Annotated in this window: 24 protein-coding genes; 8 read left to right on the top strand and 16 right to left on the bottom strand. The window is 69.2% G+C overall.

Annotated elements, in window-relative coordinates:
- Window positions 1-16: 16 nt before the first annotated feature.
- A complete protein-coding gene (locus tag BMY97_RS34785) occupies window positions 17-1,237 on the bottom strand; it encodes a methyltransferase domain-containing protein (protein ID WP_425425372.1) in 1,221 nt (406 codons plus the stop codon).
- A gap of 266 nt (window positions 1,238-1,503) precedes the next feature.
- Between BMY97_RS34785 and BMY97_RS34780 the strand changes: the two genes are divergently transcribed.
- Together BMY97_RS34780 and BMY97_RS34775 are read left to right on the top strand one after the other, a co-directional pair.
- Window positions 1,504-2,892: an NDP-hexose 2,3-dehydratase family protein gene (locus BMY97_RS34780; protein ID WP_091625615.1), complete on the top strand. Its 1,389-nt coding sequence runs from the start codon at window positions 1,504-1,506 to the stop codon at window positions 2,890-2,892.
- A complete protein-coding gene (locus BMY97_RS34775; RefSeq protein ID WP_281246950.1) occupies window positions 2,889-3,860 on the top strand; it encodes a Gfo/Idh/MocA family protein in 972 nt (323 codons plus the stop codon). The genes BMY97_RS34780 and BMY97_RS34775 overlap by 4 nt, the downstream gene beginning before the upstream one ends.
- Window positions 3,861-3,905: 45 nt before the next feature.
- On the opposite strand, the gene BMY97_RS34770 is transcribed toward BMY97_RS34775, so the two are convergent.
- Entirely contained in the window at window positions 3,906-5,072 is a 1,167-nt protein-coding gene (locus tag BMY97_RS34770) for a DegT/DnrJ/EryC1/StrS family aminotransferase (protein ID WP_218156942.1), read from the bottom strand.
- A 251-nt stretch (window positions 5,073-5,323) separates the two neighbouring features.
- Here BMY97_RS34770 and BMY97_RS34765 point away from each other — a divergent pair, with 251 nt between their 5' ends.
- Window positions 5,324-6,499, top strand: coding sequence for an epoxide hydrolase family protein (locus BMY97_RS34765; RefSeq protein ID WP_091625609.1), 1,176 nt, complete (start codon window positions 5,324-5,326; stop codon window positions 6,497-6,499).
- Here the strand turns inward: BMY97_RS34765 and BMY97_RS34760 are convergent.
- From BMY97_RS34760 to BMY97_RS34750, 4 genes are read right to left on the bottom strand one after another with little or no spacing between them, the layout of a single operon-like run.
- A complete protein-coding gene (locus BMY97_RS34760; protein ID WP_091625606.1) occupies window positions 6,484-7,959 on the bottom strand; it encodes an MFS transporter in 1,476 nt (491 codons plus the stop codon). The two genes, BMY97_RS34765 and BMY97_RS34760, sit on opposite strands and share 16 nt — an antisense overlap.
- On the bottom strand, window positions 7,956-8,102 hold the full coding sequence (locus BMY97_RS47360; protein WP_177231682.1) for a hypothetical protein: 147 nt from the start codon (window positions 8,100-8,102) through the stop codon (window positions 7,956-7,958). The genes BMY97_RS34760 and BMY97_RS47360 overlap by 4 nt, the downstream gene beginning before the upstream one ends.
- A 37-nt stretch (window positions 8,103-8,139) precedes the next feature.
- On the bottom strand, window positions 8,140-8,661 hold the full coding sequence (locus BMY97_RS34755) for a gamma carbonic anhydrase family protein (RefSeq protein ID WP_091625604.1): 522 nt from the start codon (window positions 8,659-8,661) through the stop codon (window positions 8,140-8,142).
- A gap of 30 nt (window positions 8,662-8,691) precedes the next feature.
- On the bottom strand, window positions 8,692-9,150 hold the full coding sequence (locus BMY97_RS34750) for a MaoC/PaaZ C-terminal domain-containing protein (RefSeq protein WP_091625601.1): 459 nt from the start codon (window positions 9,148-9,150) through the stop codon (window positions 8,692-8,694).
- Between the two features lie 175 nt (window positions 9,151-9,325).
- Between BMY97_RS34750 and BMY97_RS34745 the strand changes: the two genes are divergently transcribed.
- Both BMY97_RS34745 and BMY97_RS34740 read left to right on the top strand, forming a co-directional pair.
- Complete coding sequence (locus BMY97_RS34745) at window positions 9,326-10,528, top strand: MalY/PatB family protein (RefSeq protein WP_245787652.1); 1,203 nt, start codon at window positions 9,326-9,328, stop codon at window positions 10,526-10,528.
- Window positions 10,525-11,754, top strand: a complete 1,230-nt coding sequence (locus BMY97_RS34740; RefSeq protein WP_091625595.1) for an amidohydrolase family protein — start codon at window positions 10,525-10,527, stop codon at window positions 11,752-11,754. The genes BMY97_RS34745 and BMY97_RS34740 overlap by 4 nt, the downstream gene beginning before the upstream one ends.
- 21 nt (window positions 11,755-11,775) lie before the next feature.
- On the opposite strand, the gene BMY97_RS34735 is transcribed toward BMY97_RS34740, so the two are convergent.
- The 6 genes from BMY97_RS34735 to BMY97_RS34710 form a co-directional block, all read right to left on the bottom strand.
- Entirely contained in the window at window positions 11,776-12,534 is a 759-nt protein-coding gene (locus tag BMY97_RS34735) for a maleate cis-trans isomerase family protein (protein ID WP_091625593.1), read from the bottom strand.
- Between the two features lie 49 nt (window positions 12,535-12,583).
- Window positions 12,584-13,390 carry a formyltransferase family protein gene (locus BMY97_RS34730; protein WP_177231681.1) on the bottom strand — a complete coding sequence of 269 codons (807 nt, stop codon included), beginning with the start codon at window positions 13,388-13,390 and terminating at the stop codon, window positions 12,584-12,586.
- A gap of 40 nt (window positions 13,391-13,430) precedes the next feature.
- Window positions 13,431-14,564 carry an acyl-CoA dehydrogenase family protein gene (locus BMY97_RS34725; RefSeq protein WP_091625586.1) on the bottom strand — a complete coding sequence of 378 codons (1,134 nt, stop codon included), beginning with the start codon at window positions 14,562-14,564 and terminating at the stop codon, window positions 13,431-13,433.
- A gap of 27 nt (window positions 14,565-14,591) precedes the next feature.
- Window positions 14,592-15,842 (bottom strand): acyl-CoA dehydrogenase family protein, encoded by a 1,251-nt coding sequence (locus tag BMY97_RS34720; protein ID WP_091625583.1) that lies wholly within the window; start codon window positions 15,840-15,842, stop codon window positions 14,592-14,594.
- Entirely contained in the window at window positions 15,839-17,491 is a 1,653-nt protein-coding gene (locus tag BMY97_RS34715) for an AMP-binding protein (RefSeq protein WP_091625581.1), read from the bottom strand. The genes BMY97_RS34720 and BMY97_RS34715 overlap by 4 nt, the downstream gene beginning before the upstream one ends.
- 129 nt (window positions 17,492-17,620) lie before the next feature.
- A complete protein-coding gene (locus tag BMY97_RS34710; protein WP_245787651.1) occupies window positions 17,621-18,310 on the bottom strand; it encodes a winged helix-turn-helix domain-containing protein in 690 nt (229 codons plus the stop codon).
- A 529-nt stretch (window positions 18,311-18,839) separates the two neighbouring features.
- Between BMY97_RS34710 and BMY97_RS34700 the strand changes: the two genes are divergently transcribed.
- Window positions 18,840-20,129 carry a nucleotide disphospho-sugar-binding domain-containing protein gene (locus tag BMY97_RS34700; protein WP_091625576.1) on the top strand — a complete coding sequence of 430 codons (1,290 nt, stop codon included), beginning with the start codon at window positions 18,840-18,842 and terminating at the stop codon, window positions 20,127-20,129.
- 157 nt (window positions 20,130-20,286) lie between these two features.
- Here BMY97_RS34700 and BMY97_RS34695 read toward each other — a convergent pair whose 3' ends face one another.
- Entirely contained in the window at window positions 20,287-20,655 is a 369-nt protein-coding gene (locus BMY97_RS34695; protein ID WP_091625573.1) for a YciI family protein, read from the bottom strand.
- A 203-nt stretch (window positions 20,656-20,858) separates the two neighbouring features.
- Between BMY97_RS34695 and BMY97_RS34690 the strand changes: the two genes are divergently transcribed.
- Entirely contained in the window at window positions 20,859-22,487 is a 1,629-nt protein-coding gene (locus BMY97_RS34690; RefSeq protein WP_091625571.1) for an MFS transporter, read from the top strand.
- Window positions 22,488-22,544: 57 nt separating this feature from the next.
- Here the strand turns inward: BMY97_RS34690 and BMY97_RS34685 are convergent, their stop codons facing one another.
- Complete coding sequence (locus BMY97_RS34685) at window positions 22,545-23,309, bottom strand: helix-turn-helix transcriptional regulator (protein WP_091625568.1); 765 nt, start codon at window positions 23,307-23,309, stop codon at window positions 22,545-22,547.
- A 461-nt stretch (window positions 23,310-23,770) separates the two neighbouring features.
- On the opposite strand from BMY97_RS34685, the gene BMY97_RS34680 reads away from it, so the two are divergent.
- A complete protein-coding gene (locus tag BMY97_RS34680; protein WP_091625565.1) occupies window positions 23,771-24,769 on the top strand; it encodes an NAD-dependent epimerase/dehydratase family protein in 999 nt (332 codons plus the stop codon).
- A 28-nt stretch (window positions 24,770-24,797) separates the two neighbouring features.
- Here BMY97_RS34680 and BMY97_RS34675 read toward each other — a convergent pair whose 3' ends face one another.
- Both BMY97_RS34675 and BMY97_RS34670 read right to left on the bottom strand, forming a co-directional pair.
- Window positions 24,798-25,403: a dTDP-4-dehydrorhamnose 3,5-epimerase family protein gene (locus BMY97_RS34675; RefSeq protein WP_091625562.1), complete on the bottom strand. Its 606-nt coding sequence runs from the start codon at window positions 25,401-25,403 to the stop codon at window positions 24,798-24,800.
- 12 nt (window positions 25,404-25,415) lie between these two features.
- The gene (locus tag BMY97_RS34670; protein WP_091625560.1) at window positions 25,416-26,639 is read right to left on the bottom strand and encodes a class I SAM-dependent methyltransferase; all 1,224 of its coding nucleotides are present in this window, start codon (window positions 26,637-26,639) and stop codon (window positions 25,416-25,418) included.
- Between the last annotated feature and the right edge of the window lie 6 nt (window positions 26,640-26,645).

Here is a 26,645-nt window from a genome sequence, read left to right as displayed (position 1 = left end):
GGCCTCGCCCGGGCAGTCAGACCACGTGCACCTTGGGCACGTAGAGGATCCACTTGCCGCCCTGCTCCTGGAATACCCGCTCCTTGGCCATGATCTCTTCGGCGTGGTTCCACGCGAACAGCAAGGCGTAGTCCGGATAGGGACTCGCGAACGCCTCCGGCGGGCGCACCGGCAGGTGCATGCCGGGGGTGAGCAGACCGTGCTTGCCCGGCGTCGAATCACAGACGAATTCGACGAGGCCGGTCCCTATCCCGCAGTAGTTGGTCAGGGTGGCGCTCTTGGCGGTCGCACCGTAGCCGACGACCCGCTTGCCGTCGGCCCGCAGCTCGCCGAGCAGCCGGATCAGGTCGACCCGGATCTCCTCGATCCTGGCGCTGAACCGCTGGAGCTGCTCGGTCCCGTCGAGTCCCTGTTCCCGTTCCTGCTCCAGTAGTTCCGCGACCTCCGGCCGGGGCGCCCGGGCGCCGGGCCGCGCCAGGGTGTAGCGGATGGAGCCACCGTGCACGGTCATCCGCTCGGCGCCGACCAGCTCGAGTCCGAACCGGACGGCCATGGCCTGCACCGAGCGCACGGAGAAGAGGTAGAAATGCTCGTCGTAGATCTGGTCGAAGGATGCGTTGCCGAGAATGTCGCCGAGGTAGCGGTCCTCGAAGACGCACACCCCGTTTGCCGAGAGCAGCGCGGACACTCCGCGGAAAAGCGAGTCCAGGTACGGTATGTGACTGATGGTGTTGGCCGAATAGATCAGGTCGGCCGGCCCCTCGGCCGCCCGGATCGCCTTGGCCGTCTCCTCTTCGAAGAACTCCGGCCGCACCCGGATCCCACTGGCCTGAGCGACTTCCACCGCCCGGCGCGAGGGGTCCACGCCGAGATGCCGGACGCCCGCTTCGCTGATCGTGCGGAGCATTATTCCGTCATTGCAGCCGATTTCCACGGCGAAGGAGCCCGGATCGGCCAGCTCCGTTTTCAGGAAATGCCTGGCCACCTCCTCGAAGTGCCGGCGCATGAACTCCGATCCGGACGAGCGGTATGGATAGTTCTCGTGGAACATCAGGCTTCGCGGGACCTCTTCGACGTGCTGAACCATCGTGCAGGACAGGCACAACCCGACCGCGAGGCGGAAGAAGAACTCGCTGTCGGTCGCGCCCGGATCGCGGAACGACTGGGAAACCGGTTGCCGGCCGAAATCACACCATTCCCGCAACCGGCCACCACAAATACGGCACCCGTACTGTATTTTACTGTCGCTGTCCACCCAATTCGCCCTTCTGTCACGCAGGGTACCCGATTCGCAGATTTCGGGCGTCTCGAGTCAGGTCGCATTCGCTGTGACAACGTTACCCGGCCGCGCGTGGCGAATCTTTTCCGATCGTGCGCTGGTCACCACCGCGGTAGCGCAAGGCTAGAGGTGCACGGCCAGGTGCACCGGGCGACCATTGACCACGGTGGCGCCCAACTGGTTCGACACGCCTGCATCATGAGCCGAAGAATTCGGGAGACACGATGACGACGACCACCGGTAGCGAGTTACGGCCACGCGCCGACGACGGGCTGCACCGGCGGTTCGCCAGGTCCGCGGCCGCCGGGACGGCCGGTTCACGTCCGATCACCGAAGACTTCCGGCACTGGTTCGAATCCCGCCGCGCCGCGCAGCGCTTCCAGGTGGACCGCATCCCCTTCCACGAGCTGGACGCCTGGTCCTTCACCCCGGAAGCGGGAAACCTGGTTCACCGCAGTGGCCGGTTCTTCTCGGTGGAGGGGCTGGCTGTGTCGATGGGCGCCGACGGCGCCCGCTGGCACCAGCCGATCATCGTGCAACCCGAGGTGGGCATTCTCGGCATCCTCGGCAAGGAATTCGACGGCGTGCTGCACTTTCTGATGCAGGCGAAGATGGAACCCGGGAATCCCAACAAGCTGCAGCTCTCGCCGACCGTGCAGGCGACGAGGAGCAACTACACCAAGGTCCACAGTGGCCGGAGTGTGAAATACCTCGAATACTTCACGAACCGGCGGCGCGGCCGCGTCCTCACCGACGTGCTGCAGTCGGAGCACGGCGCGTGGTTCTTCCGCAAGTCGAACCGCAACGTGATCGTCGAGACCGAGGACGACGTGCCCGCGGACGACGACTTCCGGTGGCTGACGCTCGGCCAGATCGGGCAGCTGCTCCACCAGGACAACATCGTCAACATGGACTCGCGCACCGTGCTGGCCTGCGCGCCGCTGGCGCCCGACGAGCCTGCCGCGCGCGATTCCGACACCGAGCTGCTGTCGTGGTTCACCACCGAGCGCGCGCGGCGCGAGATGCACGCCGAGCGGATCCCGCTGAGCAAGGTGGAGAACTGGGAGCGCGGCGAGTGGTCCGTCAAGCACGAGCTGGACCGCTACTTCCGGGTGGTGGCCGTGTCGGTGCGGACCGACAACCGAGAGGTCGCCCAGTGGACCCAGCCGCTGATCGAACCGGTCGCGACCGGCCTCGCCGCGTTCGTGTTCCGCTATTTCCACGGGGTGGCCCACGTGCTGGCGCACGCCAGGGCGGAAGGCGGTTTCCTGGACACGGTGGAACTCGGCCCGACCGCCCAGTACACGGCGGAAAGCTATGCCCACCTCGCCGCCGCCGACCGCCCGCCGTTCCTGGACCTGGTGCTGGGGGCCGGTTCGAGCCGGGTCCGCTTCTCGACGATCCTGTCCGAAGAGGGCGGCCGGTTCCTCAACGCGAACGTCCGGTACGTCCTCGTCGAAGCCGACGAGGCGAGCGCCCCCGCCGAGCCGCCGCCCGGCTATCGCTGGGTCACCCCGGGTCAGCTGAACCTGCTGGCCCGGCACGGGCACTACCTCAACGTGCAGGCGCGCACCCTGCTGGCGATCCTGAACACGAGGGCGGTCGAGTTGTGACGGAACCCGTGCGGATCGGAGTCATGGGATGCGCGGACATCGCCCGGCGGCGGATGCTGCCCGCGTTCGCCGCCGCGAAGGACGTCGAGATCGCCGCGATCGCGAGCCGGGACCTCGCCAAGGCGATGCCCCTCGCGGCGGAACACGGGTGCCGCGCGGTGGGCGGCTACGACAAACTGCTGGCCGACGCCTCGGTCATGGCCGTCTACCTGCCGCTGCCGCCCGCCTTGCACGCCGGCTGGATCGAGGCGGCGTTGCTGGCGGGCAAGCACGTGCTCGCCGAGAAGCCGATGACCATCGACGCGGCCTCGACCACCGGTCTGCTCGCCCTTGCCGCCTCCCGCGGCCTGGTGCTGATGGAGAACCTGTCCTTCGTCCACCACAGTCAGCACGCCACGGTCCGGGCCCTGCTCGACGACGGCACGATCGGCGAACTCCGGTCCCTGCACGCCGCCTTCACGGTACCGCTGCGCAGCGGTGACGACATCCGGTACCGATCCGATCTGGGCGGTGGCGCGCTGTGGGACACCGGCGTCTACCCGGTCCGGGTCGCGCTGGACTTCCTGGGCGCGAGCCTGCGCGTCGCCGGCGCCGTGCAGTGGCGGCGGCCGGAGTTCCCGGTGGACACCGGTGGCGCGGCCTTGCTGGTCGACCGCGGTGGGGTGAGCGCGCAGCTGACCTTCGGCCTCGACCACGGCTACCGTTCGGCTTACCGGCTCGACGGCAGCAAGGGCTCGATCAGCGTAGAGCGCGCGTTCACCCCGCCCGCGGACCACGAACCGGTCGTACTGGTCGAGAATCGGGGCGGTACCAGGGTGGTCCGGCTTCGCGCCGAGGACCAGGTGGCCAACACGGTCGCCTCGTTCGCCGCCGCGGTGCGTTCAGGGGCCCGGCCGAACGACGATTCCCGTTACCAGGCCGAGCTGATCGACGCGATCAGGTCCAGCTTCGAGCCGCCGGCCCGGTGAATCGGGGCGCGGCGCTGCCGCGGGCGCCGCCTCCCGCTGACGGCGTCACGCGACCTGGCCGTCCGGGGTATCGCCGCGGCGGCCCGCCGCCGCCTCGACGAGGGCGGTGCTGACGAACTCCACGTCCCGGTCGCCGAGTCCCTGGTGCAGTGGCAGGCAGAGGGTGACGGCCGCCGCGTGTTCCGCTCCCGGCAGCGCGACATCGTCCGCCCCGTAGGCGCGGACCCGGTGGAGCTGCGGATAGCGGAACGTGGTGTAGATACCGCGTTCGTAGAGCCGCCTGGCCACGAGGTCCCGGAGACCGGGGGCGAGCTGGACCCAATAGAGGTAGAAGGAGGTCTCGTGGCCGTCGGGAAGGGGCGGCGGAGTGAGCAGGCCGGGAACGCCGCGCAACGCCTCGTCGTAGGCCGCGACCACCTCGCGCCGCCGGGCAACGAAGTCGCCCAGCTTGCCCAGCTGGACGTGGCCGATGGCAGCCAGCACGTCGTTCATCACCGACCGGCGGCCGAAGGAGGAGATCTCGAAGTCCCACCAGCGGGTCTGCGCGCGCATCGCCTGGTCGTAGCCACTCGTCTGCTCCAGCCCGAAATACGCGAGCTTCCGCGCTCGTCCGGCCAGCTCCGGGTCGCGGGCGTAGAGCATGCCGCCGTCCACGGCGACCGCGATTTTCCCGTGGTCGAAACTCCACACGCCGACGTCGCCGAACGTGCCGCAGGCCCGGCCGCCGGCTCGCGACGCCTGGGCGTTCGCGGCGTCCTCGACGAGCTTGACGCCACGGTCGCGGCAGAGCTCGGCGACCTCCGCGACCTGCCCGGGGTAGCCGCCGTAGTGCAGCAGGATCACGGCTTTGGTCGCCGGGTTCAGCCTGGCCGCCACGTGTTCGGCCGTGGCATTGAGGGTGCGCGGGTCCACGTCGCAGAAGACCGGCCGGGCTCCGTGCGCGGCGACGGCATTGGCCGTGCCGACGAAACACACCGTCGGCAGCACGACTTCGTCACCCGGTCCGACGCCGAGCAGTTCCATCGCCATGAAGGTCGCCTCAGTGCAGGAATTGGTCGACATGACCTGCTCCGGCGCGGCGCCGAGGTGCGCGGCGAACGCCGCCTCGAACGCCGCGACCCGGGAGCCCTTGCCGATCCAGCAGCTTTCGAAGACCTCGCGGACCGCGGCGAGTTCCTGCTCCCCCAGCGACGGCTGGAACACGTTGATCATCTGATTCATCCCTCCGCCGGCCGGGCAATGCCCTCGGTGATCCGTCGTGCACCTTTGTCGAACGGTACGGGATTCCCTACGGGTCACCATCTCGTAAAATGCCGTCTTCGGTCATGCTTGATTCTGCCGAACGCCATTGCTTGAGGAACTTCCTGGAATGAGCGTATCGTGGCCGTGTGGCCATTCTCGAGCCACCGGAAAATCCCCGCGCATTTTTCATTAATGCGGCGATCCGAAAGGCAGGATTTGTCGTGCAACCGTTCCGGATCGAGATCCCGCAGGCCGACCTCGACGACCTCCAGCGGAGGCTCGCCGCCACCCGGTGGCCGGCCGAGCCGCCGGTGGCCGGCTGGGCCCGCGGCGTCCCGCCGCAGTACCTCAAGGAACTCGTCGAGCACTGGCGCCACGGCTACGACTGGCGCCGGGCCGAGGCGGCGCTCAACCGATTTCCCCAGTTCCGCACCGAGATCGACGGCGCGACGGTGCACCTGCTGCACGTGCGCTCGGCGGAACCGGATGCGTTGCCGTTGCTGCTCACCCACGGCTGGCCCAGTTCCATCGTCGAGTTCACGGACGTCATCGGGCCGCTGACCGACCCGGCCGCGCACGGCGGAGACCCGGCGGACGCCTTCGATCTGGTCATCCCGTCCATTCCGGGGTACGGGTTCTCCGGCCCCGAACTGGAACCCGGCTGGAACATCCGCCGGATCGGCCGGGCGTGGTCCGAGCTGATGCGCCGGCTCGGCTATGACCGGTACGGCGCGCAGGGCGGTGATTTCGGCTCGATGATCTCACTGGAACTCGGCCGGGCCGACCCCGCGCACGTGGTGGGCGTGCACACCAGCATGCTGGTCGCGCCACCGTCCGGCGACCCGGCGGAGCTGGCGACGCTCGACGAGCAGGACCGGGCCCGCCTCGCCCAGCACGTCCGGTTCGACACCGATCTGGCCGGGCACTTCAAGCTGCAGTCCACCCGGCCGCAGACGCCGTCCTACGCCCTGACGGATTCGCCGGCCGGGCAGCTCGCCTGGATCGTCGAGAAGTTCTGGGAATGGACCGACTCGGCCAAGAGCCCCGAGGACGCGGTCGATCGCGACCACCTGCTCACCAATGTCATGATCTACTGGCTGACCGGCACCGCGGGCTCCTCCGCCCAGCTGTACTACGAATACCTCCAGCAGCTGATGACGTCCCCGGTGCCCGATCCGCCGGTCACCGTTCCGGTCGGGGTGGCTGTGTTCCCGTACGACATGGTGGTGCCCATCCGGCGCTTCGCCGACCGCGATCTCCCGACCATCACCCACTGGTCCGAGTTCGAGCGAGGCGGGCACTTCAGCGCGCTGGAACAACCCGAGCTGTACGTGGGCGACGTGCGGAAGTTCTTTCGCACGGTCCGGGGTGGCCCGGTCGATCACGCTCCGGTGTGAGGTACCGGCCGTGGTTTTGCGCGCCGCCGCGAGGATTGGCGCCAGATGTACACCAGTGAGGACATCGCGATGGCGAGATAACCGACGGCGCCGATCGTCAGCGCGGCTCCGTATCCCGCCGGCAGGGCCTTTTCCGGCGCGATGCCCACATCGAGAAGGCCCGCGGTCCACGACGCCGCGATCGACACCAGCGCGGCGAACCCGATGGTCGGCCCCAGTTCGATGGTGGCGTTGAGCAGTCCACCCGCGACCCCGGCGTGCTCCGCGGGCACGCCTTCCATGATCACGACTGTGGTACCGGAGAAAATGAGCACCGCTCCCAGCGGAAACGTTATCATCCCGGCGAGAATCGGCCCGAAATACGGCTGTCCGGTGCTCATGGTGCCGAGCAGGAACAATCCGGCGGACCCGATCGCGAAGCCGGCGATCGTCGTCACGCGGGGCCCCATCCAGTCGACCAGCCGACCGGACAACGATGAGGTCAGGAACATCATGAAGGCATACGGGAGGTAGGCGGCCGAAGTGGCGACCGGCGAGAATCCGTACGTCTGCTGGAAGTAGAGCGGCAGGAAGAACGACAACGAGAACACGGCCGCCGCCCCCGAGGCTATGCAGGCGAGTGCGGCCAGCCTGCGCACGGAGGCGAGGAGAACGACCGGCAGCAAGGGATTCCGCCGCCGGGCCTCGACGAAACCGAACGCCACCAGCAAAAGCACGCCCGAACAAGCCGACGGGACCACGATGGAACTCGAGGCGCCTTCGCCCGCTTCCTCCAGGCTGTAGCAGGTCGCCGCCAGCCCGGCGGTCACCAGCAGGGCGCCGGCCACGTCCACCCGCTGCCGGGTGGACGGCCGGACACCGGGCAGCAGGACGGGGGCGAGGGCCACCGCGGCGATGGCGACCAGCACGGGGGGCAGGAACGCCCAGCGCCACGACGCCCAGCTGACGATCGGACCGGACAGCAGGAGCCCGACGACACCGCCGATGATGGGGAAACCGCCCCACACGGCCATCGCCCTGGCATAGGCCCGGCGCTCCGGGAACACCGGGCCGAGCAGCCCCATCGCGGCGGGAGTGGCCAGTGCGGCACCGATTCCCTGGCCGAAACGGGCCAGCAGGATCAGCCCGAGTCCCGAGGCCACGGCCGTCGCGGCCGAACCGGCAGCGAAGATCGCCGTGCCCCACATGAAGGCCCGGCGGTGACCGAAGACGTCGCCGAGCCTGCCGCCCAGCAACAGCAGGCCACAGAACGAAACCGGGTACGCGCTGTTGACGAGCGCCAGCTGGGCTCGATCGAGCCCCAGTTCCCGCTGAATGGTCGGCAGCGCCACGGCGATCACCATCATCGCCATCAGCAGGGTCACCTGCACGGTTCCCAGCAGTGCGAACGCCGCTTGCGGCCGGCGCACCGAGGCCACGCCGCTCTCCGCGCCGATGACCCTGTCCTGGCTTCCGGTCATGGGGAGACGAACTCCTTGCGCAGCCGACGCCGACGAGCCAGTACCATCCGCAGAATCCCCTTTGCCCCAGACGAACGGACCGTTGCAGCCGCGGCATCGAGCCGGAATTGTTCGCCGCCGAGGTCGGTCACGTTGTTGACCATGATAAACGATTCAACCGTGCTCCGCACGCTGCCCGGCTCAATCCAAGCGACGTAACCGCGCCCGAAAACGTTCGGCGTTGCGCACATAGTCGGCCACGATCGTCGCGACTTCCGCCATCGGAAAAAAGGTGTTCTCCCGATTGCGTGCGGGGACTCCCAGCGCGATCTGCCCGGCCGGGACGTGACCGTCGAAGGAGATCAGCGCCCCGGCACCCACGGCCGCCCCGTCCTCGATCACCGTGGAGTTCAGCAGAATCGAACCCGAGGCGATCAGGCACCCGGCGCCGATGCTCGCGCCCTCGATGTGCACGCAGTGCCCGATGACGGTGCCTTCGCCGACCGTCACCGGCGTCTCGGGCGCGGCGTGGAGCACGCTGCCGTCCTGGACGTTCGTCCGCGCGCCGATCCGCACGTGGTTGTCATCGGCCCGAAGCACGACCTGAGGCCAGATCGACGCGTGCGCGCCGATGCGCACATCGCCGATCACCGTGGCATCCGGGTGCACGTAGGCGTCCGGGTGGATCTCCGGGCACAGGTCCCCCAACGCGTACACGGCCATTCGGCACTCCGTTCCCCTCGACCGGCCTGGTCACGCGTAGAACCGGTAGACGATGCTCCCCGCGCAGGCCGGCTTTTCCGCCTCGGGCATTTCCATGGCGCAGTCGGCCACCAGCTGCACGCAGCCGCCGCCCATCGACTCGACGGTGCCGATCGCGGCCGCCAGCCGGACCTGTCCCCCGACCGGCACCGGAGCCGGGAACCGGAGCTTGTTCACCCCGTAGATCACCGTCATCCTGATGTCGCGGACCTCCAGCAGGCGGTCGAACAACATGCCGGCCAGCGCCAGGGTGTGGAACCCGTCCACGACGGCGAACCCGTACGGGCCGTCGTGCGCGTCGGCGTCCGGGCTGTGCGAGGAGGCCGGGTTCGCGGTCGCGACGCCGAAGCCGCGCACGAGATCCGGCGTCAGCCGGACCCAGGCCGTACGCCCCAGATCCATACCGGCCAGCCCGGTCAGCCCGGCGAGGCCGGGCACCGTCGTCGTCATCGTGTCTCCACGGATAGCACCTCACGCGGAACAATCGCGGAAATCATCTGCCCGGCGCCATTCTTCACAGCTCTCCGACGGGGCGCAGGGTTTCAAAAGATTCATGAAAGATGTACCGGCCCCGTTCCCCGCACCGAATAGCGTGAAAACCCACCTGAACGCGAAGGAGAATCCGGTGGCTTCGCTTGACGCGCAGGACGATGCCCGCCTCGCGGCCGAGCTGGACCGCCTCGACCCGGCAGTGCTGCGATCCGGGCCCGGCAAGAAGTGGCGTGACGACAACGGAAGCGTGCTTCCGGCTTGGATCGCCGACATGGACTTCCCGATCGCCCCTGCCATCCGGCGGCGGCTGTCCGCGATCGCCGGGGGTGGCGCGCTGGGCTACCCCCGGTCCGCCGACCTGCGCGAGCTGAGAGAGCGCTTCGCCCTCCGCATGGCGGAACGCTACGACTGGAAGCCGCCCGTCGGGGAAGTCGTGCAGTTCACCGGCGTCACACAGGGCGTGCACGCCGCGCTCTACTTCGCCACCGAACCGGGCGACCCGGTGGCGATGCACACCCCCGCGTTCGGGCCGTTCCGGCAGGGACTGGCCGGTCTGGGACGGCCCCTCGTACCGATCCCGATGATCGACACGCGCACCGGCTGGGCGTTCGACGCGGACCGGTTCGCGCACGACGTCGCCGCCACCGGATGCCGGGTCCTGCTGCTCGTGAACCCCCACAACCCGACCGGCCGGATGTTCACCCGCGAGGAGCTGCGGGCGCTCGCGGAGGTCGCCGACCGGCACGACCTGCTCGTCATCGCCGACGAGGTGCACGCCGACCTGGCCTTCCCCCCGGACGAACACATCCCGTTCGCTTCACTCGATCCGGAGGTCGAAGCGCGCACGATCACCATCACCTCGGCCGCCAAGGCGTTCAATCTCGCCGGTACCCGTTGCGCGGTGGGCCACGTCGGCTGTGCCAGGCTGCGCCGCCGGTTGGCCGGGCTGCCGGCCGAGGTGCTCGGCGAGCCCAGCACGTTCGGCGTGCACGCGAGCATTGCGGCCTGGACGGAGGCCGACGGCTGGCTGACGTCGGTACTCGGCTACCTGGCCGCCAACCGGCGCCTGGTGGCCGAAACCCTGCGCGAAGAACTGCCCGAGATCACGATGCACCGCCCGGAGGCGACCTACCTGGCCTGGCTGGACTGCCGGGCGCTCGGCTGGGGCAGCGATCCGGCCCGGCGGTTCCGCTCGCACTGCGATGTCCGGCTCAGCTCCGGCACCGGGTTCGATCCCGGTGGCGAAGGCTTCGTCCGGCTGAACTTCGCGACTTCCCGGCCCATCCTCCAGGAGATCCTGCGCCGCATGGTCCGCGGCGCGCGGGCGGAGTCATGACCACGCCGTCGGAGCTGCTGATCACCGCGCGATGGGTCCTGCGCGGACCACGCGGCCTGCGGTTGCCGCACGGCGGTGTCCTGCTTCGTGACAGTGTCGTCGCGGCCGTCGGTCCTGCCGCGGAGGTGGCGGCCATGGCCGGTCCGGCCGCCACACGGCTGGTCTACCCCCACGGCACGGTACTGCCCGGCTTCGTGGACGGTCACGTGCATCTGAGCCTGGACGGCGGGGAGGATCCCGTCGATGCCTTGCTGCGGTCCGGGCCCGCCGCGCTCGAGGCCGGTGTGGCCGAACGCGCGCGGCTGCTCCTGAGCACCGGCGTCACCACGGTGCGCGACCTCGGCGACCGTGCCGACGCCGCGGTGCGGTTGCGCGACGAGATCAGCGCGGGAGCGCTGCCGGGGCCGCGGATTCTCGCGGCTTCCGCGCCGCTCACGCCGCCGGGCGGCCACTGCTGGTTCCTCGGCGGGGAAGTCTCCGGAGACCAGGAGATCCTGGCGAAGGTCCGGCGCAACGCCGCGGCGGGGGCCGACGTCATCAAGGTGATGGCAAGCGGCGGCTACATCACCGCGGGCGGGGCCGAGATGCGGGAGTCCCAGTTCGACGAGCGGCAGCTCGGCCTGATCGTCGCCGAGGCGGGCCGATTCGGGCTGCCGGTAGCCGCCCACGCGCACGGGATCGCCTCGATCGTCGCGGCGGCGAACGCCGGGGTGCGCACCGTGGAGCACTGTCTCTGGCTGGACGAGGACGACCGGGTCACCAGGCCCGAGAAGCACGTCCGCGCACTCGCCGAACAGGGTATCGCCGCGTGCTGCACCGTCAGCGGGCACGACTGGCGCCGGAAGGTCGAAACCGAAGGCGAGGCTGCGGCCCGGGCCTTCTACGGACGCATCGGGTGGATGCACGAGCGCGGCGTCCCGTTGATCGTCGGGACCGACGCCGGCATCCACGCCGCCGTCTTCGACGATTTCGTCGGCACGCTCGAACTCTACGAGTGGCTGGGGTTCTCCGCGGAGGCGATCGTCGAACTCGCCACCGCGGAATCGGCCCGTCTGCTCGGGATCGGAGACCGGACCGGGCAGCTGACGCCGGGGTACCGCGCCGACCTCGTGGTGGTCGACGGCGATCCGCTCACCGACCTCTCGGCGCTGCGTGCGGTACGGCTCGTCGTGGCGAACGGGAGATCCCGCGCACCGGCCGGCCTCCCCCCGGAGGCCGGCCGGTGACCCGGCGCGGCGCGACCGGCGCTACACGGCGAAGAGCCGCCCCAGCCCGGCCCCGGGCAGGGTGACGCCGAGTTCGCGGGTGATCGCCCAGGCCAGCGCCTGGTTGCTGGTCACGACGGGGCGCTCGATCAGGGCCTCGATCCGGTCGATCACGGCGGTCGCCCGCAGCGAGGTGCACGAGATCAGCAGCCCGTCCGACTCCGGGGCACAGACGTGCCGCGCCGCCTTGAGCAGGGACTGCGGCGGGACCCGGGTGATGTCCGGGTCGTCGCGGATGCCGAGCCCGGCGACGGTCTGCACTTCGAAGCCCGCATGGGACAAGCAGCCGGCGATCACGTCGTTGATCTCGGGGATGTTGGGGGTGAGGATCGACGGGCGGGTGATCCCGAGGTGCCGCAGTGCCGCGGTCGCGGCACTGACCGGTGAAACGCAGTGCGCCGTGGGCTTGGCCTCCTTGAGCAGGCGCACGATCTCCTCGTGCCCGATCGCGGCGGCGCCCGCCGTGCAGCCGTAGACCAGGACATCGAGGTCGGACCCGGTCATGATCTCCCGGGCGGCTTCGGTGATCCCGCTCGCGGTGGATCGCAGCGTCCCGACGGTGATCGGATTGGTGTGCGAGAGCCTGGTGGTGTACATCCCGACGCTCGCCGGCAGGAGTGCGCGCAGGTTGTCCTCGATGTTGGCATCGGTGGCCAGGGCCAGCAGCCCGACCCGGCCATCGGGGGTGGCGTCCTCCAGGACGACGTCGGCCCAGTCTTCAGTGGCCTCTACTGTGGACATTGCCTAGGTTCCTCTCGGTTTCCGATCCGGCGGGCGACGGGTGGCCTCGTTACCGGACATACGGCCGGCCGGAATGCCGCGCCGCCTTCTCCCGCAGCATCTTCTCCGCGAGCGACCAGATTTCCGGGCGCGCTTCCCGGAAGGTCACGCCGTCGTCGCAAGGCTGTTCCGTCAGCGTCGCCTCGCCTTTGACCAGCTGGCCGAGGCTCTCGACGGCGAGATCGGCGCACAGCTGGTTGACCAGGCGCACCAGTTCCGGAATCGTGCAGCCGGCCGGCAGCGGCATCTCCCGGGCGACCAGGATCGGGCCGCGGTCGACGCCGTCGTTGATCAGGTGCGCGGTGGCCCCCTGGGGCAGATTGTGGATGATCGACCAGACGTACGGATTGTTCCCCCGGACCTTCGGCAGAAATCCCGGATGCACGTTGATGATCCCGTATGGCACGCTCTCGATCACGTCGGATTTCAGAATACGGGTGTCACCCAGCACAGCGACGTGGAGGTCCATTTCCCGTAGCGCGATCCGCGTCGCGGCGTCATTGTGATTCTCCACGCTGACGTATCGGATTTCATGTTTCACGCACTGGGAAACGGTCGAGGTGGACGGGCTGAACGCGGGAACCCGGCAGAGTTTCTTCAGCTGTGAATCACGCCCGGTTCGCGCTAGCTGGGACTTCTCGTCGATGACCAGATCGGGTACGAACCCGGCGGCGATGAGCCGCTCGAGCATCATTTCCCCACGTGGGTGGGACTCGAGGTTGAGATACGCGAAACGCAGGTCCCCCGGTGACGAGCAGTCGGGAATCGTGAACGCCCGGCAGGAATTCCGACGCTCGTCGAGCGCTGTGTCAGTCATACTGGAACTGTCCAATCTTCGGTGGTGCGAGTTGAGTTCCTCATCTCGGCAGTCCGAGCGCATCGGCGACCCGGCCGGTGTGCACGTCCGCGTCGCCGAACGCCAGTGACGCCGAGAGCGCGTGTCGTGAATAGCGGTGGAGATCGTGTTCCGCCGTGAAACCGATCGCCCCGTGCACCTGGTGGCCGCGGGCGCACACCCGCTGGTAGGCCTCACTCACCCAGGATTTGGCCGCCGACACGGTCAGTGCGGTCCCGTCGCCGGCTGGATCGGCCGCGAGCCGCCAGATCGCCTCGTAGGCGATGAGCCGCGCGCCCAGAGTGTCGGTCGCCATGTCGGCGCAGTGCTGGTGCACGGCTTGAAAACTGCCGATCGGCCGACCGAACTGCCGGCGTCGGCCCGCGTACTCGACCGTCCGGTCCAGCACGCGCCGGGCCCCGCCCACCATCTCGGCGCAGGTGGCCGCGGTGCCGAACGCTTCGATCACCCGGACCACGTCGCGACCGCCGTGCACCGGCCCCAGCGCGGCCTCATGCGGGACTTCGACGTGGTCGAAACACACTCGGTGGTAAGGATTCGGGCCGATCACCGGCAAGGACTCCGCCGCGATGCCTGCCGGCCGGCCGGGGCCGACCAGGAAGACAGTCAGCCCGGCGCCGGTGTCCGCGGCTACGACGAGCCCGTCGGCGGTTCCGCCGAACGGCACGAAGCCCGCCGTGCCGTTCAGGACGAAGCCGTGACCGCGCAGGGTCGCGGTGACGGTCGAGCCGTCGGCACCCCAGTGGGCCCGGGGAGCGGCCCGGACGTAGGCCGCGGTGCGCCCCGCGGCAATCCGGCCCAGCCACAGCGACCGCTGCGCGGCCGTGCCGAACCGGAGGATCGGCATGGCCGCACACGCGATCGTGACCAGGAGCGGGCTGGGCACCAGCGCGGCACCCAGTTCCTCGAACAGCAAGCAGCTCTCCAGAAAGCCCCGGCCGACGCCGCCGTAGGCCTCCGGCACGGCCAGGCCGGGCCACCCCAGCTCGACCAGCTCCGGCCACAATCCCGGGGAACAGCCGGGTTCTTCCCCGGCCACCGACGCCCCGCCGATACGCACACCGGCGTTGGCGTCCAGGAACCTCCTGGCCGTTTCCTGGATCAACGCCTGCTCTTCGGTCAAAGTAAGGTCCATGACGCTCCTTGCCGGGCCCGGCCCGGTTCAGGCCCGGGGCAGCCCGAGGCCCCTGGTGGCGATGATGCCGCGCTGAATCTCCGAGGTGCCGCCGAGAAAGGTGGCGGCCACCGCGTCGAACTGCCGGTGGGTGAACTCCCCGTCCAGCGGAGCCCCCGACGCCTTGTCCCCGCGCCACATCAGGCTGTGCTGGCCGAAAACCCGCGCCCCGGTCTTGGCCAGGCGCTGGTGCAGCTCGGCACCGAAGAGCTGGTTGACGGACGCCTCGTAGCCCGGAACCGAGCCGGCCGCCTGTCGGGAGACGGTGTAGCGGGCGACGTTGTACAGCACCCGGACCTCGGTGTACCGCCGGGCGACCTCGGCCCGGATGCCGCTCCCCCAGCCTTCGTGCAGCCGGCCGGCACCGGACTCGGAGTTGACGTAATCCACCAGCCCGGTCAGCGCCTGCTCAAGCTTGACCGCCGTGCTGATGGCCGCTCGCTCGAAACTGAGCGTGTCCATCGCCACGTACCAGCCCCGGTTCTCCTCGCCGACGCGATCGGCCACCGGCACGCGCACGTCCTCGAAGAGGATCTCGGAAAACGGCTCGGCTCCGCGCATGTCCTTGATCGGGCGCACTGTCACCCCCTCGCTGCGCGCGTCGACCAGCAGGTAGGTCAGCCCCCGGTGGCGGGGCTCCGCCGGGTCCGTGCCGGTGCGGACCAGGATGAACAACCAGTCCGCGTGCTGCCCGAGCGAGGTCCAGACCTTCCGGCCGTTCACCACGTAGTACGTGCCGTCACGCACGGCCCTGGTCCGCAGGCCGGCCAGATCCGAGCCCGCGTCCGGCTCGGAGAACCCCTGGGCCCAAGTCCGTTCACCACGGGCGATGGGCGGCAGGTGCGTGGCTTTCTGGGCCGCCGTGCCGTGCCGGAGGAGGGTCGGCCCGAGCAGGGAGACACCGAGGCTGTTCACCGTGGGTACCTTGGCGCGCACGAGTTCCTCGTTGAGCACGAACTCCGCGGCCACGGGCAGGGCCGCGCCGCCGTACTCCACCGGCCAGCGCGAAGCGATCCAGCCGCGCGCGGCCAGCGCGGCCGCCCATTCGCGAGCACCCGCGGCCCGCGCGCGGTCGGCGCAGTCGCGGTCGGCCGGCCAGTCGTAGCCCCGGACGTCCTCGGGCTCGAGGCCCTGCTCCGCGTGCACGTCCGGCGAATAGGCCGCCGGAAAGCTGTCCTTGATGAACTGCCGCACCTCCGTGCGGAACGCGGCCTCCGCCGGAGTGTCGTCCCAGTTCACACCGGGGCTCCTGCCTGCGCCCGCGGGACCGGGACGAAACCCGGCCGCTGCCTGTCCCAAGTGGACGCGGTGATCCCGCGCGCACCGGCGGCGCGCAGCTCGTGTTTGGCCACCTTGTCCGTCGGCGTCCGCGGCAACGCGGCGGCGAATTCGAGATAACGCGGCACCATGAACTTGGGCAGCTTCTCGAGGCAGTGGGCCAGGAGCTGCTCATGGGTGAGCGAGGCTCCTTGCCGCAACACCACCGTCAGCTTCACCTCGTGCTCCTCCAGTTCCGACGGCACCGCGATCGCCGCGCACTCCTGGACCGCGGGATGCGTGTTCACCTCGAGTTCGATGTCGAAGGCGGAGATGTTCTCGCCGCACCGGCGGATCCCGTCGCTCATGCGGTCCATGAAGTAGAAATACCCGTCACCGTCCTGCCGGACCCGGTCTCCGGTGTGGAACCACATGTTGCGGAACGCGTGCGCGGTGGCGTCGAAACGCTTGTAGTAGCCACCGGTCAGCACATACGGCTGCTTCGGGCGGAGCACCAGTTCACCGGGGACGCCGGGAGGCAGCAGGTGATCGCACTCGTCGACCACCGCGGCCTCGAACCGCCGCCCGTTGACCTGCCCGCACGACCCGGTCCGCCAGTGCCCGAAGGGACTGGCGAGCGGAACCCCGGCTTCCGTGCTGGTGTAGGCCTCCACGGAGCGGACCCCGAACCGCTCGTGGAGCTTCGCGTCCAAAGTGGACTTCCCGGTGTAGAAGACCTCCAGCGGGTGGTCCTTGTCGCGAGCCGTCGGCGCCTGGTTGAGCAGGATCGGCAGCATCGAAAAGACCGAAATCGCCACCTTGGCGTCGAAATGGCGCACGTCGTCCCAGAACCTGGAGACGCTGAAGCGCTCCACCACCGCGATGGAGCCGCCGCTGAGGAGCGCGGACAGCACGCCGTCCCACAACCCGGCGGCGTGGAACAGCGGAAGCGGGCAGTAGATCCGCCCACCACCCGGATTCACGAAATCGAACACGTCCTGCGCACAGGTCAGTGCCAGCGCGTGCGGAACCAGCGCTCCCTTCGACGGACCGGTGGAGCCGGAGGTGTGCATGATCGCCAGCAGGTCCGAGAAGCGGGCCCGGTGCGCCGGCCGCGCGGCACCGTGGACGAGGAGACCGGACAGCCTGAGCTGCTGCCAGCCCCGGTCGCGCGGTGGGTGTTCGCCGCCGCTGCCTGCCCGGTCCGGCGGCAGGCCATCCGCGCGCACCACCACCCGCCGCAGATCCGGCAGAGCGGCCGGCGTGCCAGGCAGACGATCCGCGTACTGCTCGTCGATGATCAGCGTGGAGCAGTCGGAACCGGCCAGCAGCTGCCACAGCAGCTCGCCCCGGTAGGCGACGTTCACCGGCACCGCCACCGCACCGAGCCTGGCCAGCGCGAAGATCACGAAGACGATCTCCGGGCAGTTCGGCAGCATCACCGCGACGTGGTGGCCGGCCCGGACCCCGGCGAAGCTGAGCCCTTGAGCCACCCGATTCGACTCTTCGTCCACCTGGCCGAAACTGAGCGTGCCGTTCCGGAATTCGAGGAATGTCTCGTCCCGGTGTGATTCGGCCCGGGATTGGAGAATTTCACCGAGGACCAGTTTTTCTATGGATTCACCTTGCATGGCACCCCCAGGCGCGATCGAGCCGAGACTCCCTATGTCACGGCTGACATATTCCGGACCGGAAATACCGGATGTTCACTGACCGCGGCTCCGCTTCAGTCCGCGAGTTCGCCGCCAATCACGACGAACTCACCCGGTCGACCCGGACTCGAGCGCGTAACCACGCCCCCACGCGGTGCTGATCACCAGCCCCAGCGGATCGACTCGCTGCCGTAGCCGCAGGATTTGCAGGTCGAGCGCGTTCCGGGACGGACGGCGCTGTCGTGGCGTCCTCAGCCTGGCATGGAGGACTTCCCTCAGTATCACCTTGCCGAACGCGGCGACCAGTGGCTCCAGCAGCGTGAACTGCGTGGCCGAGACCTCGGTCGACCGGCCGCGGAACCGCAGCAGGCCGCTCGCGTCCAGGCGCGGGTTCGCGGAAACACGTTCCTCGATGGCAGTGATCCGGATGTCCAGGTCCCGCGCGGAAATCGGCGCGCGAACCCAGTCCTCCCACGGATCACGGCACAGGGGCGCGGCCGCTCCCCCTTCGACGACGAGCAGACAGGGGGTCCGAGTCCGGTGGTAACGCTTACGACGTTCGGATTCCGCGGGCCATCGCACCAGTTCCACTGTGCTCTCTCGTAGCAAGCCGTTGCTCCTTCGGTCGATCACGTCGATGCCCAGATGATGGGATTCATCGTCCGGATTTGTTACACTCGCCGCACCTTCATCCATGCTCTGTCGCCGGCGGTGCGCCGGGTCAGCGGAGGAGGGCGAACGGGATCCGCTCGGCTCCGCGGCGGGATAGCGGTTGTCCCCCAACGGCTTCACGATCATCGGCCGCGGCGCTCGCCGGCGCCTCGACGCGACCGAGCTCCGGCCGTGCATCCCGCCGTGGGTAGGTGCTGTGCCCGGCGTGCACGGCGACGTAGCGGATCGCACCGTCGACGAGTGGCTCGAGATCGGGCAGTTCACCACAGCGGAAAGGTGCCCCGCAGGCAGCGCAGGTCAATTGGTGTTCGACCGTGCTCACGGCAAGTCGTCGCCGGCTGGTTGGGTGCGAACCAGGGTTTTCGGTTGTTCGCCGCGGTCACGTTTCCGTTGGTGGCACTCGGAAAGTCCGGAACATTGAGTCACGATGCCTCCTCGCGATGGGTGTTCCTGTTGCGGCCAAAGTAGAACGCGCCGTCCGCGCTGCCGCCAACTCGTCGCCTGCCCTTGCCGCAGGCGAAAAGGGTCCGCCACAGGCGATACCCGAGGCCGAAGGCAGCACCCGAAGAGGTGCTCACGGCACCGGCGTCCCGCCACACTCGTCGGCGACAGCTGCGTGCCCTCGTCCCGTAGTACGTTCAAAGGAGAGACTCCGATGCGCGTCTTGTTCGTGACGGCCGCCTTCAAAGCGCACTTGTACGTGCAGGTGCCGCTGGCGGCCGCCTTCCGGAACGCGGGGCACGACGTCCGGGTCGCCGCCGCGCCGGACATGGCCGACATCATCGCGACGACCGGCTTGCCGGGCTTCCCGGTGGGCGGGACCATCGACCTCGCCGCCATCATGTCGGCGCCGGAGCAGCAACCCGGTCCGCCGCGATCCGGTCCGGTGCGGAAACCCGCGCAGACCGAGTACACCCAGGACGATCCCTTCACCGAACTCGAGTACACCGCCTGGGGCCATCGCACCCTGTTCAACCACGAGAAGATCTTCGACGACCTGATCAAGCTCGGCCGCGACTGGCAGCCCGACCTGATCATCCGCGATCCCTTCGTGCTCGCCGCGGCGGTCGCCGCCAGGGTCTGCGGCGCCGTGGACGTCCGCATGCTCTTCGGCTCCGACACGATGGGGCAGATCCGCGCCGCCTGCTTCGGCGCGGGCAACGGCCGGCAGCGGAGCCTCGGCAAACCGGATCCGGTGCGGGACTGGCTGCAGCCGATCCTCGAAAGCCATGGCCAGACCTTCGACGAGCAGATCGTGCTCGGCCTGCGGTCCGTGATCGGCTGGCCGGCCTGGACCTGGCAGCCGCCGGACGTGCACTACCTCCCGACTCGCCCGCTGGCGTTCCACGGCCCGTACCGGGTCGAGCGCTGGATGCACGAGGCGCCCGCGCGGCCGCGCGTCTGCGTGACACTCGGTATTTCCCACCGGGACCACGGTTTCGGCCAGAACAGCTGGGTCGGCACGGCGTTCGACGCGGTCGCCGACCTCGACGCGGAAGTGATCGCGCTGTTCAACCCGGCGCAGATCGGCTCGCGGACGGTGCCGCCCAACGTCCGGGTCGTCGAATTCGCGCCGTTGAACGTCTTGCTGCCGACTTGCTCGGCCGTGGTGCACCACGGCGGTTACGGCGCGATGGCCGCGGCCCTCGAATACGGCGTGCCGCAGCTGATCGTCCCCAACGTCGAATCGACGGAGAAGTGGTGGGGCCCGATCGCACTGGCCAACGGGCTCGAAGAGCAGGGTGCGGGCGCCTACGTCTGCGACTCCGACCAGCTGACCGCCGGGCTGCTGCACGACCACCTCGTCAAGGCGCTCGGCGATCCCGGCATGGCGGCCAACGCGATCAGGTTGAGCCGGGAAGCCAAGAGCGTGCCGAGCCCGAACGACACGGTCCGAGTGCTCGAAGACCTCGTCGCGGAGCAGCGGGCTCCCGGGCGGCGCTGACCGCGGCTCCGCCGCTTCCGTCACGGGCGCGTGAACCGGCCGTCCCGGGCTGCGCCGGCCGGCCTTCTCGGAGAACAGCGCAGACTGCCCGGCAGCCCCGCTGCCGGGCAGTGCGGCGTCCACGGGTGCCTCGGCCCGGGCCGAGCGCACGCGCGACTCAGAAGTCCTGCCCGGACCCCACGATCGGCCGGACGTCGATGACGGACTCCGGTCCCGGGCACTTGCTCAGCAGGCCGGCGATCTGGGTGGCCCGGTCGAAGCTCTCGCACTCCACCATCCAGTACCCGATGAGGACCTCCTGCGTTTCGCCGTAGGGCCCGTCCGTCACGAGCGGCTCCCCCTCCTTGACCTGGACCCGGCGGGTGTGCACCGGGGCGGCGAGGCCTTGCGCTTCGACGAACTCGCCGGCTTCCTTCAGATCCTGGTTGAACTTCCGGAGAGCCGCATCGATCTCCGCGACCTCGTCCGCCGACGGGGCCACGTCGAAGTCCTGCTGCGAGCCCTGGACCAGGATCAGGTACTTCACGCCGGTTCCTCCTGCCGATCACGCTGCCACCCGGTGTGCCAACGGCGTTCGTCGGAGACGTCGTCGCGGAGCCGCCGAATCGGACATTCGCCCGGGAGATTCTTCCGCGGGATGTCCGGATCGAGCGTCCGGCTACGACCTTTGAGGTGAGACGCCCGCACCGGGGACCGGCCGGCGTCCGAGCACGCACCAAGGAGGGAACAATGACGGACACGAGCGCTGCCGCCGCATCCGGCCCCAGGGCCGGGCGGCGCGAGTGGCTGGGGCTGGTTGTCCTCGCACTGCCCACACTCCTGCTTTCCCTGGACTTCAGCGTCACCTACCTGGCCATTCCACGGCTGAGCGCCGATCTCGGCGCCACCAGCGTCGAGCAGCTGTGGATCGCCGACATCTACGGCTTCATGGTCGCGGGCTTCCTCATCACCATGGGGACGCTGGGCGACCGCATCGGACGCCGGAAGCTGCTGCTGATCGGCGCGGCGCTGTTCGGCCTCGCGTCGATTCTCGCCGCGTTCTCGGTCAGCGCCGAGATGCTCATCGCGTCCAGGGCGATCATGGGCGTCAGCGGCGCCACGCTGATGCCCTCGACGCTGGCGCTGATCAGCAACATGTTCCGGAACCCGAAGCAGATGGCGACCGCGATCGCGGCCTGGATGTCGTGCTTCATGGGCGGCCTGGCCCTGGGCCCCGTCATCGGTGGCGTGCTGCTCAACCACTTCTGGTGGGGCTCGGTCTTCCTGCTCGGCGTGCCGGTGATGCTCCTGCTGCTGGTGGCGGGCCCGATTCTCCTGCCGGAATTCCGCGACCCGAAGGCGGGACGCCTCGACCTGGTCAGCGTGGTCCTCTCCCTCGTCGCGATCCTGCCGATCGTCTACGGCTTCAAGGAACTGGCCAAAGGCGGCGACCCGCTGCTGCCGGTGCTCTCCCTGGTCGCCGGCGCGGTGCTCGCGGTGGTGTTCGTCGTCCGGCAGCGGAAGCTCGCCAACCCGCTGATGGACCTCGGCCTGTTCGGCAACCGCACGTTCAGCGCGGCGCTGGTGGTCAGCCTGTTCGGCGCGATGCTGCAGGCGGGCACGTACTTCCTGATCGTGCAGGACGTACAGAGCGTCGAAGGACTCTCCCCCCTCGAGTCGGGTCTCTTCCTGGCTCCGGCGACCGTCGTCATGATCACGGCCATCATGGTCGGTTCGGGGCTGGCGAACCGGATCCGGCCGGCGTACCTGTTCACCGTCGGGCTGCTGATCGCGGCGATCGGTTACGGCATCCTCTCCCAGGTGGACGGCCATGGGCAGCTGGGCCTGCTGTGGATCGGCTACGCGGTCATGGCACTGGGCGTCGGTCTGCCCTCCGGTCTGGGCACCGGCCTGATCATCGGCGCCGCGCCGCCGGAGAAGGCCGGATCGGCCTCGTCGATCTCGGAGGCCGGCGGCGAATTCGGAACGTCGATGGGCGTGGCCGTCTTCGGCAGTATCAGCACGCTGGTGTACCGCAACGAGCTGGCCGGGACGGTGCCGGCCGGGGTTCCTTCCGGGGCGGCCACGGCCGCGACGGACAACATCGCCGCCGCGGTGCCGGCCTCCCACCAGCTGCCCCCGACGCTCGGCGAACCGCTGCTCGACGCCGCCCGCAAGGCTTTCACGAGCGGGTTGAGCACCGTCGCGATCGTCTCCGGGCTGGTCTTCGTGGCCCTCGCGGCACTCTGCCTGTTCGCCCTTCGCCACATTCCACCGACCGGCAGCGCGGCCGAAACCGAAAAGGCGGAAACAGCGCAAAACGACGAATCCAAGGAAAATACAGTACCCGTCGATCACGACGCCGAAAAAATCCGGTAAAACCCTCCGGCCGGGGCATCATTGTGACACCCGGCCGGAGGGTTCACGTAACGCGGATCAGCCGACTTCAGCCAGTATCGACGATCGGATGTCCAGCAGCGCCAGCACCACGGGAGGATCGATCGACCGCTTCGGCCGCAAGGTCAGGTTGGCCACCTGGGGAACAGAGCCCGCGGTGACCGTGATCGGGCCGCACGCGCCGATCGCCAATCCGAGGTCTCCATTGACCGGCGCGTGCATGATCTCGTTCCGGTCAGCGGATAATGCATGGGAAAGGACGTACCAATCACCCTGCGGAACGGCGTCGATGCGGAATCTTCCCGGGCGATCGAGGATTGCGCACCGGACCGGCCGCCCCTGCGGAATGCGATGGGGAAAGACGCCGACGAAGACCAGTCCGAGATCCTCGGCGTGCTGCGCGCGGACCTGCCCGCAGACAGTGCCGATCTTGCCGATCTCCCCGCGTTCTCCCTGCTGGCACTGCGGACCGACGATCCCGCCCAGGCTGCGGTAGACGCTGGGGGAAACGCCGACAGATCGGCTGAACTTGGCACTGAAAGTGCCCACGCTGGCGTATCCCACCAGCTGACTCACCTGGATGATGCTGATGGAAGTCGACAACAGCAGTCTCTTGGCTTCCTGTAGCCTGATAGCCGTGAGAAATCGGCCAGGAGAGATTCCGGTGATCTTCTGGAACAGTCGACTGAAGTGGAATTTGCTGAACATTGCCTCGCGAGCCATATCTTCAACGGTGACCTCCTCATTGAAGTTCGAGAAAATGTACTCAACCGCGCGCGTTATCGCTTTTTCGGCCGTGTCCATACTTTCGAATAACCCCCCAGAACCATAAATACGATTAAGGTCCATCCCAACTTATACCAATGTCACCATCAGCAGTCAAACCCCGACCTGCCCCATATTACCCCATCCAGGCTGCGATAACTGCACACGAAGCAAGATCCCGGATCACCAGAATGGCATGGGTGGTTGCGCAGCGTGGGCCGGATTCCGTCGAGAACACCGCCCGGCTTCTCGCCGGTTGCGACGAATGCGCATGAAGCCGTTCGGCTCGCGCCCGGATCTCACGGACCGTGACACCGCCGCGGGGAACCGGGCCATCACCGGGATCGAAGACGGCACGCTGGAAGAAGACAACCGGCCCCGCGTCCGGTCCCGGTCCCCGGCGGGCAGCTCCAGTCGCCCCGGCATTCCCAGAGGTGCGCCGGCCACACCGGGCCTGGACGATGAAGTCCTCGGGTCGTACCGGGAGAAGAGGGGCCGGAATGGGGCAGGAGCCGGATGTGGAACGGCCGCGGGTCACGGTGCTGGGTGCGTCCGGTTTCGTGGGCTCGGCGGTGACGGCAGCATTGGCCCGCCGGGACATCCGGCTGCGGCTGGTGGCCCGACGGCCTGCCGCCGGCCCGGCCGGCGCGGTCGCGAAGATCGAAACGTGCACGGCCGACCTCACCGCCCCGGGCGCGGTCGCCGCCGCCGTCGAAGGCGCCGACGCGGTCATCAACCTGGTCCTGCACGAGTCGGGATGGCGCGGTGCCGGCGATCCGGCCGGTGAGGGCACCAACGTGGGTGTCCTGCGCGATCTCGTCGTGGCCCTGCGTCACGGCGGCCGACCGGCCCCGGTGGTGGTCTTCGCCGGCTCCACCTCCCAGATCGGCGTCCCGCCGAGGGTGCCGATCGACGGCACCGAGACCGACCACCCGGTGACCGCCTACGACCGGCAGAAGCAGGCCGGGGAAGAGCTGCTTCGCGCGGAGACCCGCAGCGGTGCCCTCTCCGGGATCACGCTGCGGCTGCCGACCGTGTTCGGGCCCGGCCCGACGCCGGCCGCGCAGGATCGCGGTGTCGTGGCCGCGATGACGCGCCGTGCTCTGGCCGGGCAGCCGCTCACCTTGTGGGGAAACGGTTCGGTCCAACGAGATCTGTTGTATGTGGACGATGCCGGGGCAGCCTTCGCGGCGGCGCTCGACCGGCCGGAAACACTGGCGGGCCGGCACTGGCTGCTCGGCTCCGGCCGCGGGATCGACCTGCGGGAGCTGTTCGGCACGATCGCCGAAGTCGTGGCCGAGCGCACCGGGCGGCCGAAGGTCCCGGTCGTGTCCGTGCCCGCCCCCGCCGGCGCCACGGTCACGGACGCGCACAGCCTGGTGGCCGACTCCTCGGCGTTCCGCTCGGTCACCGGGTGGTGCCCCCGGGTGTCCCTGCGCGAGGCGCTGGGGCGGACGGTCGCGGCGCTCGCGGACCCCGCCGGGGCTCGGCGGGGCTGATCGAGTCCTTTTCGGACAGTTCGGCCGGTCAGCCGAGCTTTGCCTCGGCCCGAAGACACGCGGCGTAGTCCGGCAACAGCCCGGCGGCCCGTGCCTCCGCGAGCGCCGGGGCCCGCCGGTCGCGTTCGGACAGCACCGGGGGGATGCCCGCGGGGATCGGCAGCGCCAGATCCGGGTCGAACGGGGAGATGGCCAGTTCGTTCTCCTGCCGGTACTCCTGGGAGAGCAGGTAGGTCATCACCGTGTCGTCCTCCAGCGCCGCGAACAGGTGGCCGAGCCCGACCGGGAAGTACACCGCGGGGAAGCCCTCGTCACCGAGGACGACGCTGTCGCAGAGGCCGAAGGTCGGGCTGCCCACTCGCAGGTCGACGACCAGGTCGAGGACCTTGCCGCGTGGGCAGTAGACGTACTTCGCGCAGCCGGGCGGAGTCGCCGTGAAGTGCAGGCCGCGGACCACGCCACGGTGCGACACGCTGTAGCTCACCTGCGCCACCGGGAACAGCGGGTGCCCGACCGCTTCGGTGAACACCGACCGCCGGTACGGCGACAGGAAGACGCCGCGCTCGTCCGGGAACGCGGGCGTGGTGAAGGCGAAGGCGCCACCCACCGCCAACGGCCTTGCCTGTTCGGACATGATTCCTCCCGGTCAGCCGAGGTGCACGTCGGGGACATACCGGATCCACTGGCCGCCCGCGCGCCGGAACCCCTGTTCCTTGGCCATGATCTCGTTCTCGTGGTTCCAGGCGAACAGCAGCGCGAAGTCCGGGTAGGGATCGGAGAAGGCCTCGGCCGGCCGGATGGGGATGTGCGTGCCCGGGGTGAACCTGCCCTGTTTGGCCGGTGTCGTGTCGCAGACGTAGGAGACCAGGTCCGGCCCGATACCGCAGAAGTTGGTCACCGTCGCGCTCTTGGCCGTCGCGCCGTAGCCGACGATCTCGTGACCCGCGGCCCGCAGGCGGCGCAGCGTGGCCACGAGGTCGTCACGGATCCGGGCCGTGGCGGCGGCGAACTGCCGCAGGGTCCTCAGGTCCGCGAGCTGCCGGGCGTTCTCGGCGGCGATCAGATCGGCGACCACGGCCTTCGGCTTCCGCGCACCGGCGCGGGCGATGGTGTACCGGACCTCGCCCCCGTGCACGGCGAGTCGCTCGACATCGACGAGTTCCAGGCCGAACCGGGCGGCCATCGCCTGCACCGCGCGTGCGCTGAAGAGGAAGAAGTGCTCGTCGTAGATCTGGTCGAACGACCGCTTCGCCACGATGTCCCCGAGGTAGGGGTCTTCGAAGACGAACACACCGTCCGGCGCCAGCAAGGTCTTCACGCCCGCCAGGATCGACCGGAGGTAGGGGATGTGGCAGATGGTGTTGGCCGCGAAGATGACGTCGGCGGGCCCGTCGCTCTCCCTCGTCCCGGCCGCGGTGCCGGCGTCGAAGAACTCCCCGAGCACCCGCACACCGCGTTCCGCGGCCGCGGCGGCGACCTTTCCGGACGGCTCGAAGCCGACGTGCCGTACGCCGGCGTCGTGGATCGTCTTCAGCAGAACCCCGTCGTTGCTGCCGATCTCCACGATGAACGGATCCGGTCTGGCGAGCTCGCCGCCGAGGAACCCGCGGGCAATGCCCTCGAAGTGCGCCCGCATCACCGAGGAGCCGGACGAGTAGTACGGGTAGTCCTCGTTGAACATGCGCTCCCGGGGGACCTGCTCCATCGACTGCACCATGGAGCACGAGCGGCACATCCCGACCGCGAGCCGGTAGAAGAACTCGTGCCCGAGGTCCCCCTCCGCCGGGAAGGCGTCCGAGAGCGGCTGACGGCCTAGGTCGAGAAACTCCTCGACCTCGCCGTCGCAGATCTGGCACGTGGTTGAAGACATGGGTGC

Origin of the sequence: Amycolatopsis saalfeldensis, assembly GCF_900110575.1 — a bacterium.
GTDB lineage: Bacteria > Actinomycetota > Actinomycetes > Mycobacteriales > Pseudonocardiaceae > Amycolatopsis > Amycolatopsis saalfeldensis.
This window is presented reverse-complemented; position numbering and strand designations above follow the sequence as displayed.

What these genes read in the sequence shown, in the direction of transcription:
- BMY97_RS34750 (WP_091625601.1), bottom strand. Translation starts at nt 9,150, where the DNA reads ATGACGACGACGGTGCCCGGCCTCGCCGGGCTGACCGGGCTGGCCGGT.
- BMY97_RS34685 (WP_091625568.1), bottom strand. Translation starts at nt 23,309, where the DNA reads ATGGACACGGCCGAAAAAGCGATAACGCGCGCGGTTGAGTACATTTTC.
- BMY97_RS34715 (WP_091625581.1), bottom strand. Translation starts at nt 17,491, where the DNA reads ATGCAAGGTGAATCCATAGAAAAACTGGTCCTCGGTGAAATTCTCCAA.
- BMY97_RS34730 (WP_177231681.1), bottom strand. Translation starts at nt 13,390, where the DNA reads ATGACTGACACAGCGCTCGACGAGCGTCGGAATTCCTGCCGGGCGTTC.
- BMY97_RS34675 (WP_091625562.1), bottom strand. Translation starts at nt 25,403, where the DNA reads ATGTCCGAACAGGCAAGGCCGTTGGCGGTGGGTGGCGCCTTCGCCTTC.
- BMY97_RS34755 (WP_091625604.1), bottom strand. Translation starts at nt 8,661, where the DNA reads ATGGCCGTGTACGCGTTGGGGGACCTGTGCCCGGAGATCCACCCGGAC.
- BMY97_RS34690 (WP_091625571.1), top strand. Translation starts at nt 20,859, where the DNA reads ATGACGGACACGAGCGCTGCCGCCGCATCCGGCCCCAGGGCCGGGCGG.
- BMY97_RS34700 (WP_091625576.1), top strand. Translation starts at nt 18,840, where the DNA reads ATGCGCGTCTTGTTCGTGACGGCCGCCTTCAAAGCGCACTTGTACGTG.
- BMY97_RS34710 (WP_245787651.1), bottom strand. Translation starts at nt 18,310, where the DNA reads ATGATCGTGAAGCCGTTGGGGGACAACCGCTATCCCGCCGCGGAGCCG.
- BMY97_RS34780 (WP_091625615.1), top strand. Translation starts at nt 1,504, where the DNA reads ATGACGACGACCACCGGTAGCGAGTTACGGCCACGCGCCGACGACGGG.
- BMY97_RS34680 (WP_091625565.1), top strand. Translation starts at nt 23,771, where the DNA reads ATGGGGCAGGAGCCGGATGTGGAACGGCCGCGGGTCACGGTGCTGGGT.
- BMY97_RS34735 (WP_091625593.1), bottom strand. Translation starts at nt 12,534, where the DNA reads ATGTCCACAGTAGAGGCCACTGAAGACTGGGCCGACGTCGTCCTGGAG.
- BMY97_RS34670 (WP_091625560.1), bottom strand. Translation starts at nt 26,639, where the DNA reads ATGTCTTCAACCACGTGCCAGATCTGCGACGGCGAGGTCGAGGAGTTT.
- BMY97_RS34725 (WP_091625586.1), bottom strand. Translation starts at nt 14,564, where the DNA reads ATGGACCTTACTTTGACCGAAGAGCAGGCGTTGATCCAGGAAACGGCC.
- BMY97_RS34740 (WP_091625595.1), top strand. Translation starts at nt 10,525, where the DNA reads ATGACCACGCCGTCGGAGCTGCTGATCACCGCGCGATGGGTCCTGCGC.
- BMY97_RS34770 (WP_218156942.1), bottom strand. Translation starts at nt 5,072, where the DNA reads ATGATCAACGTGTTCCAGCCGTCGCTGGGGGAGCAGGAACTCGCCGCG.
- BMY97_RS34760 (WP_091625606.1), bottom strand. Translation starts at nt 7,959, where the DNA reads ATGACCGGAAGCCAGGACAGGGTCATCGGCGCGGAGAGCGGCGTGGCC.
- BMY97_RS47360 (WP_177231682.1), bottom strand. Translation starts at nt 8,102, where the DNA reads ATGGTCAACAACGTGACCGACCTCGGCGGCGAACAATTCCGGCTCGAT.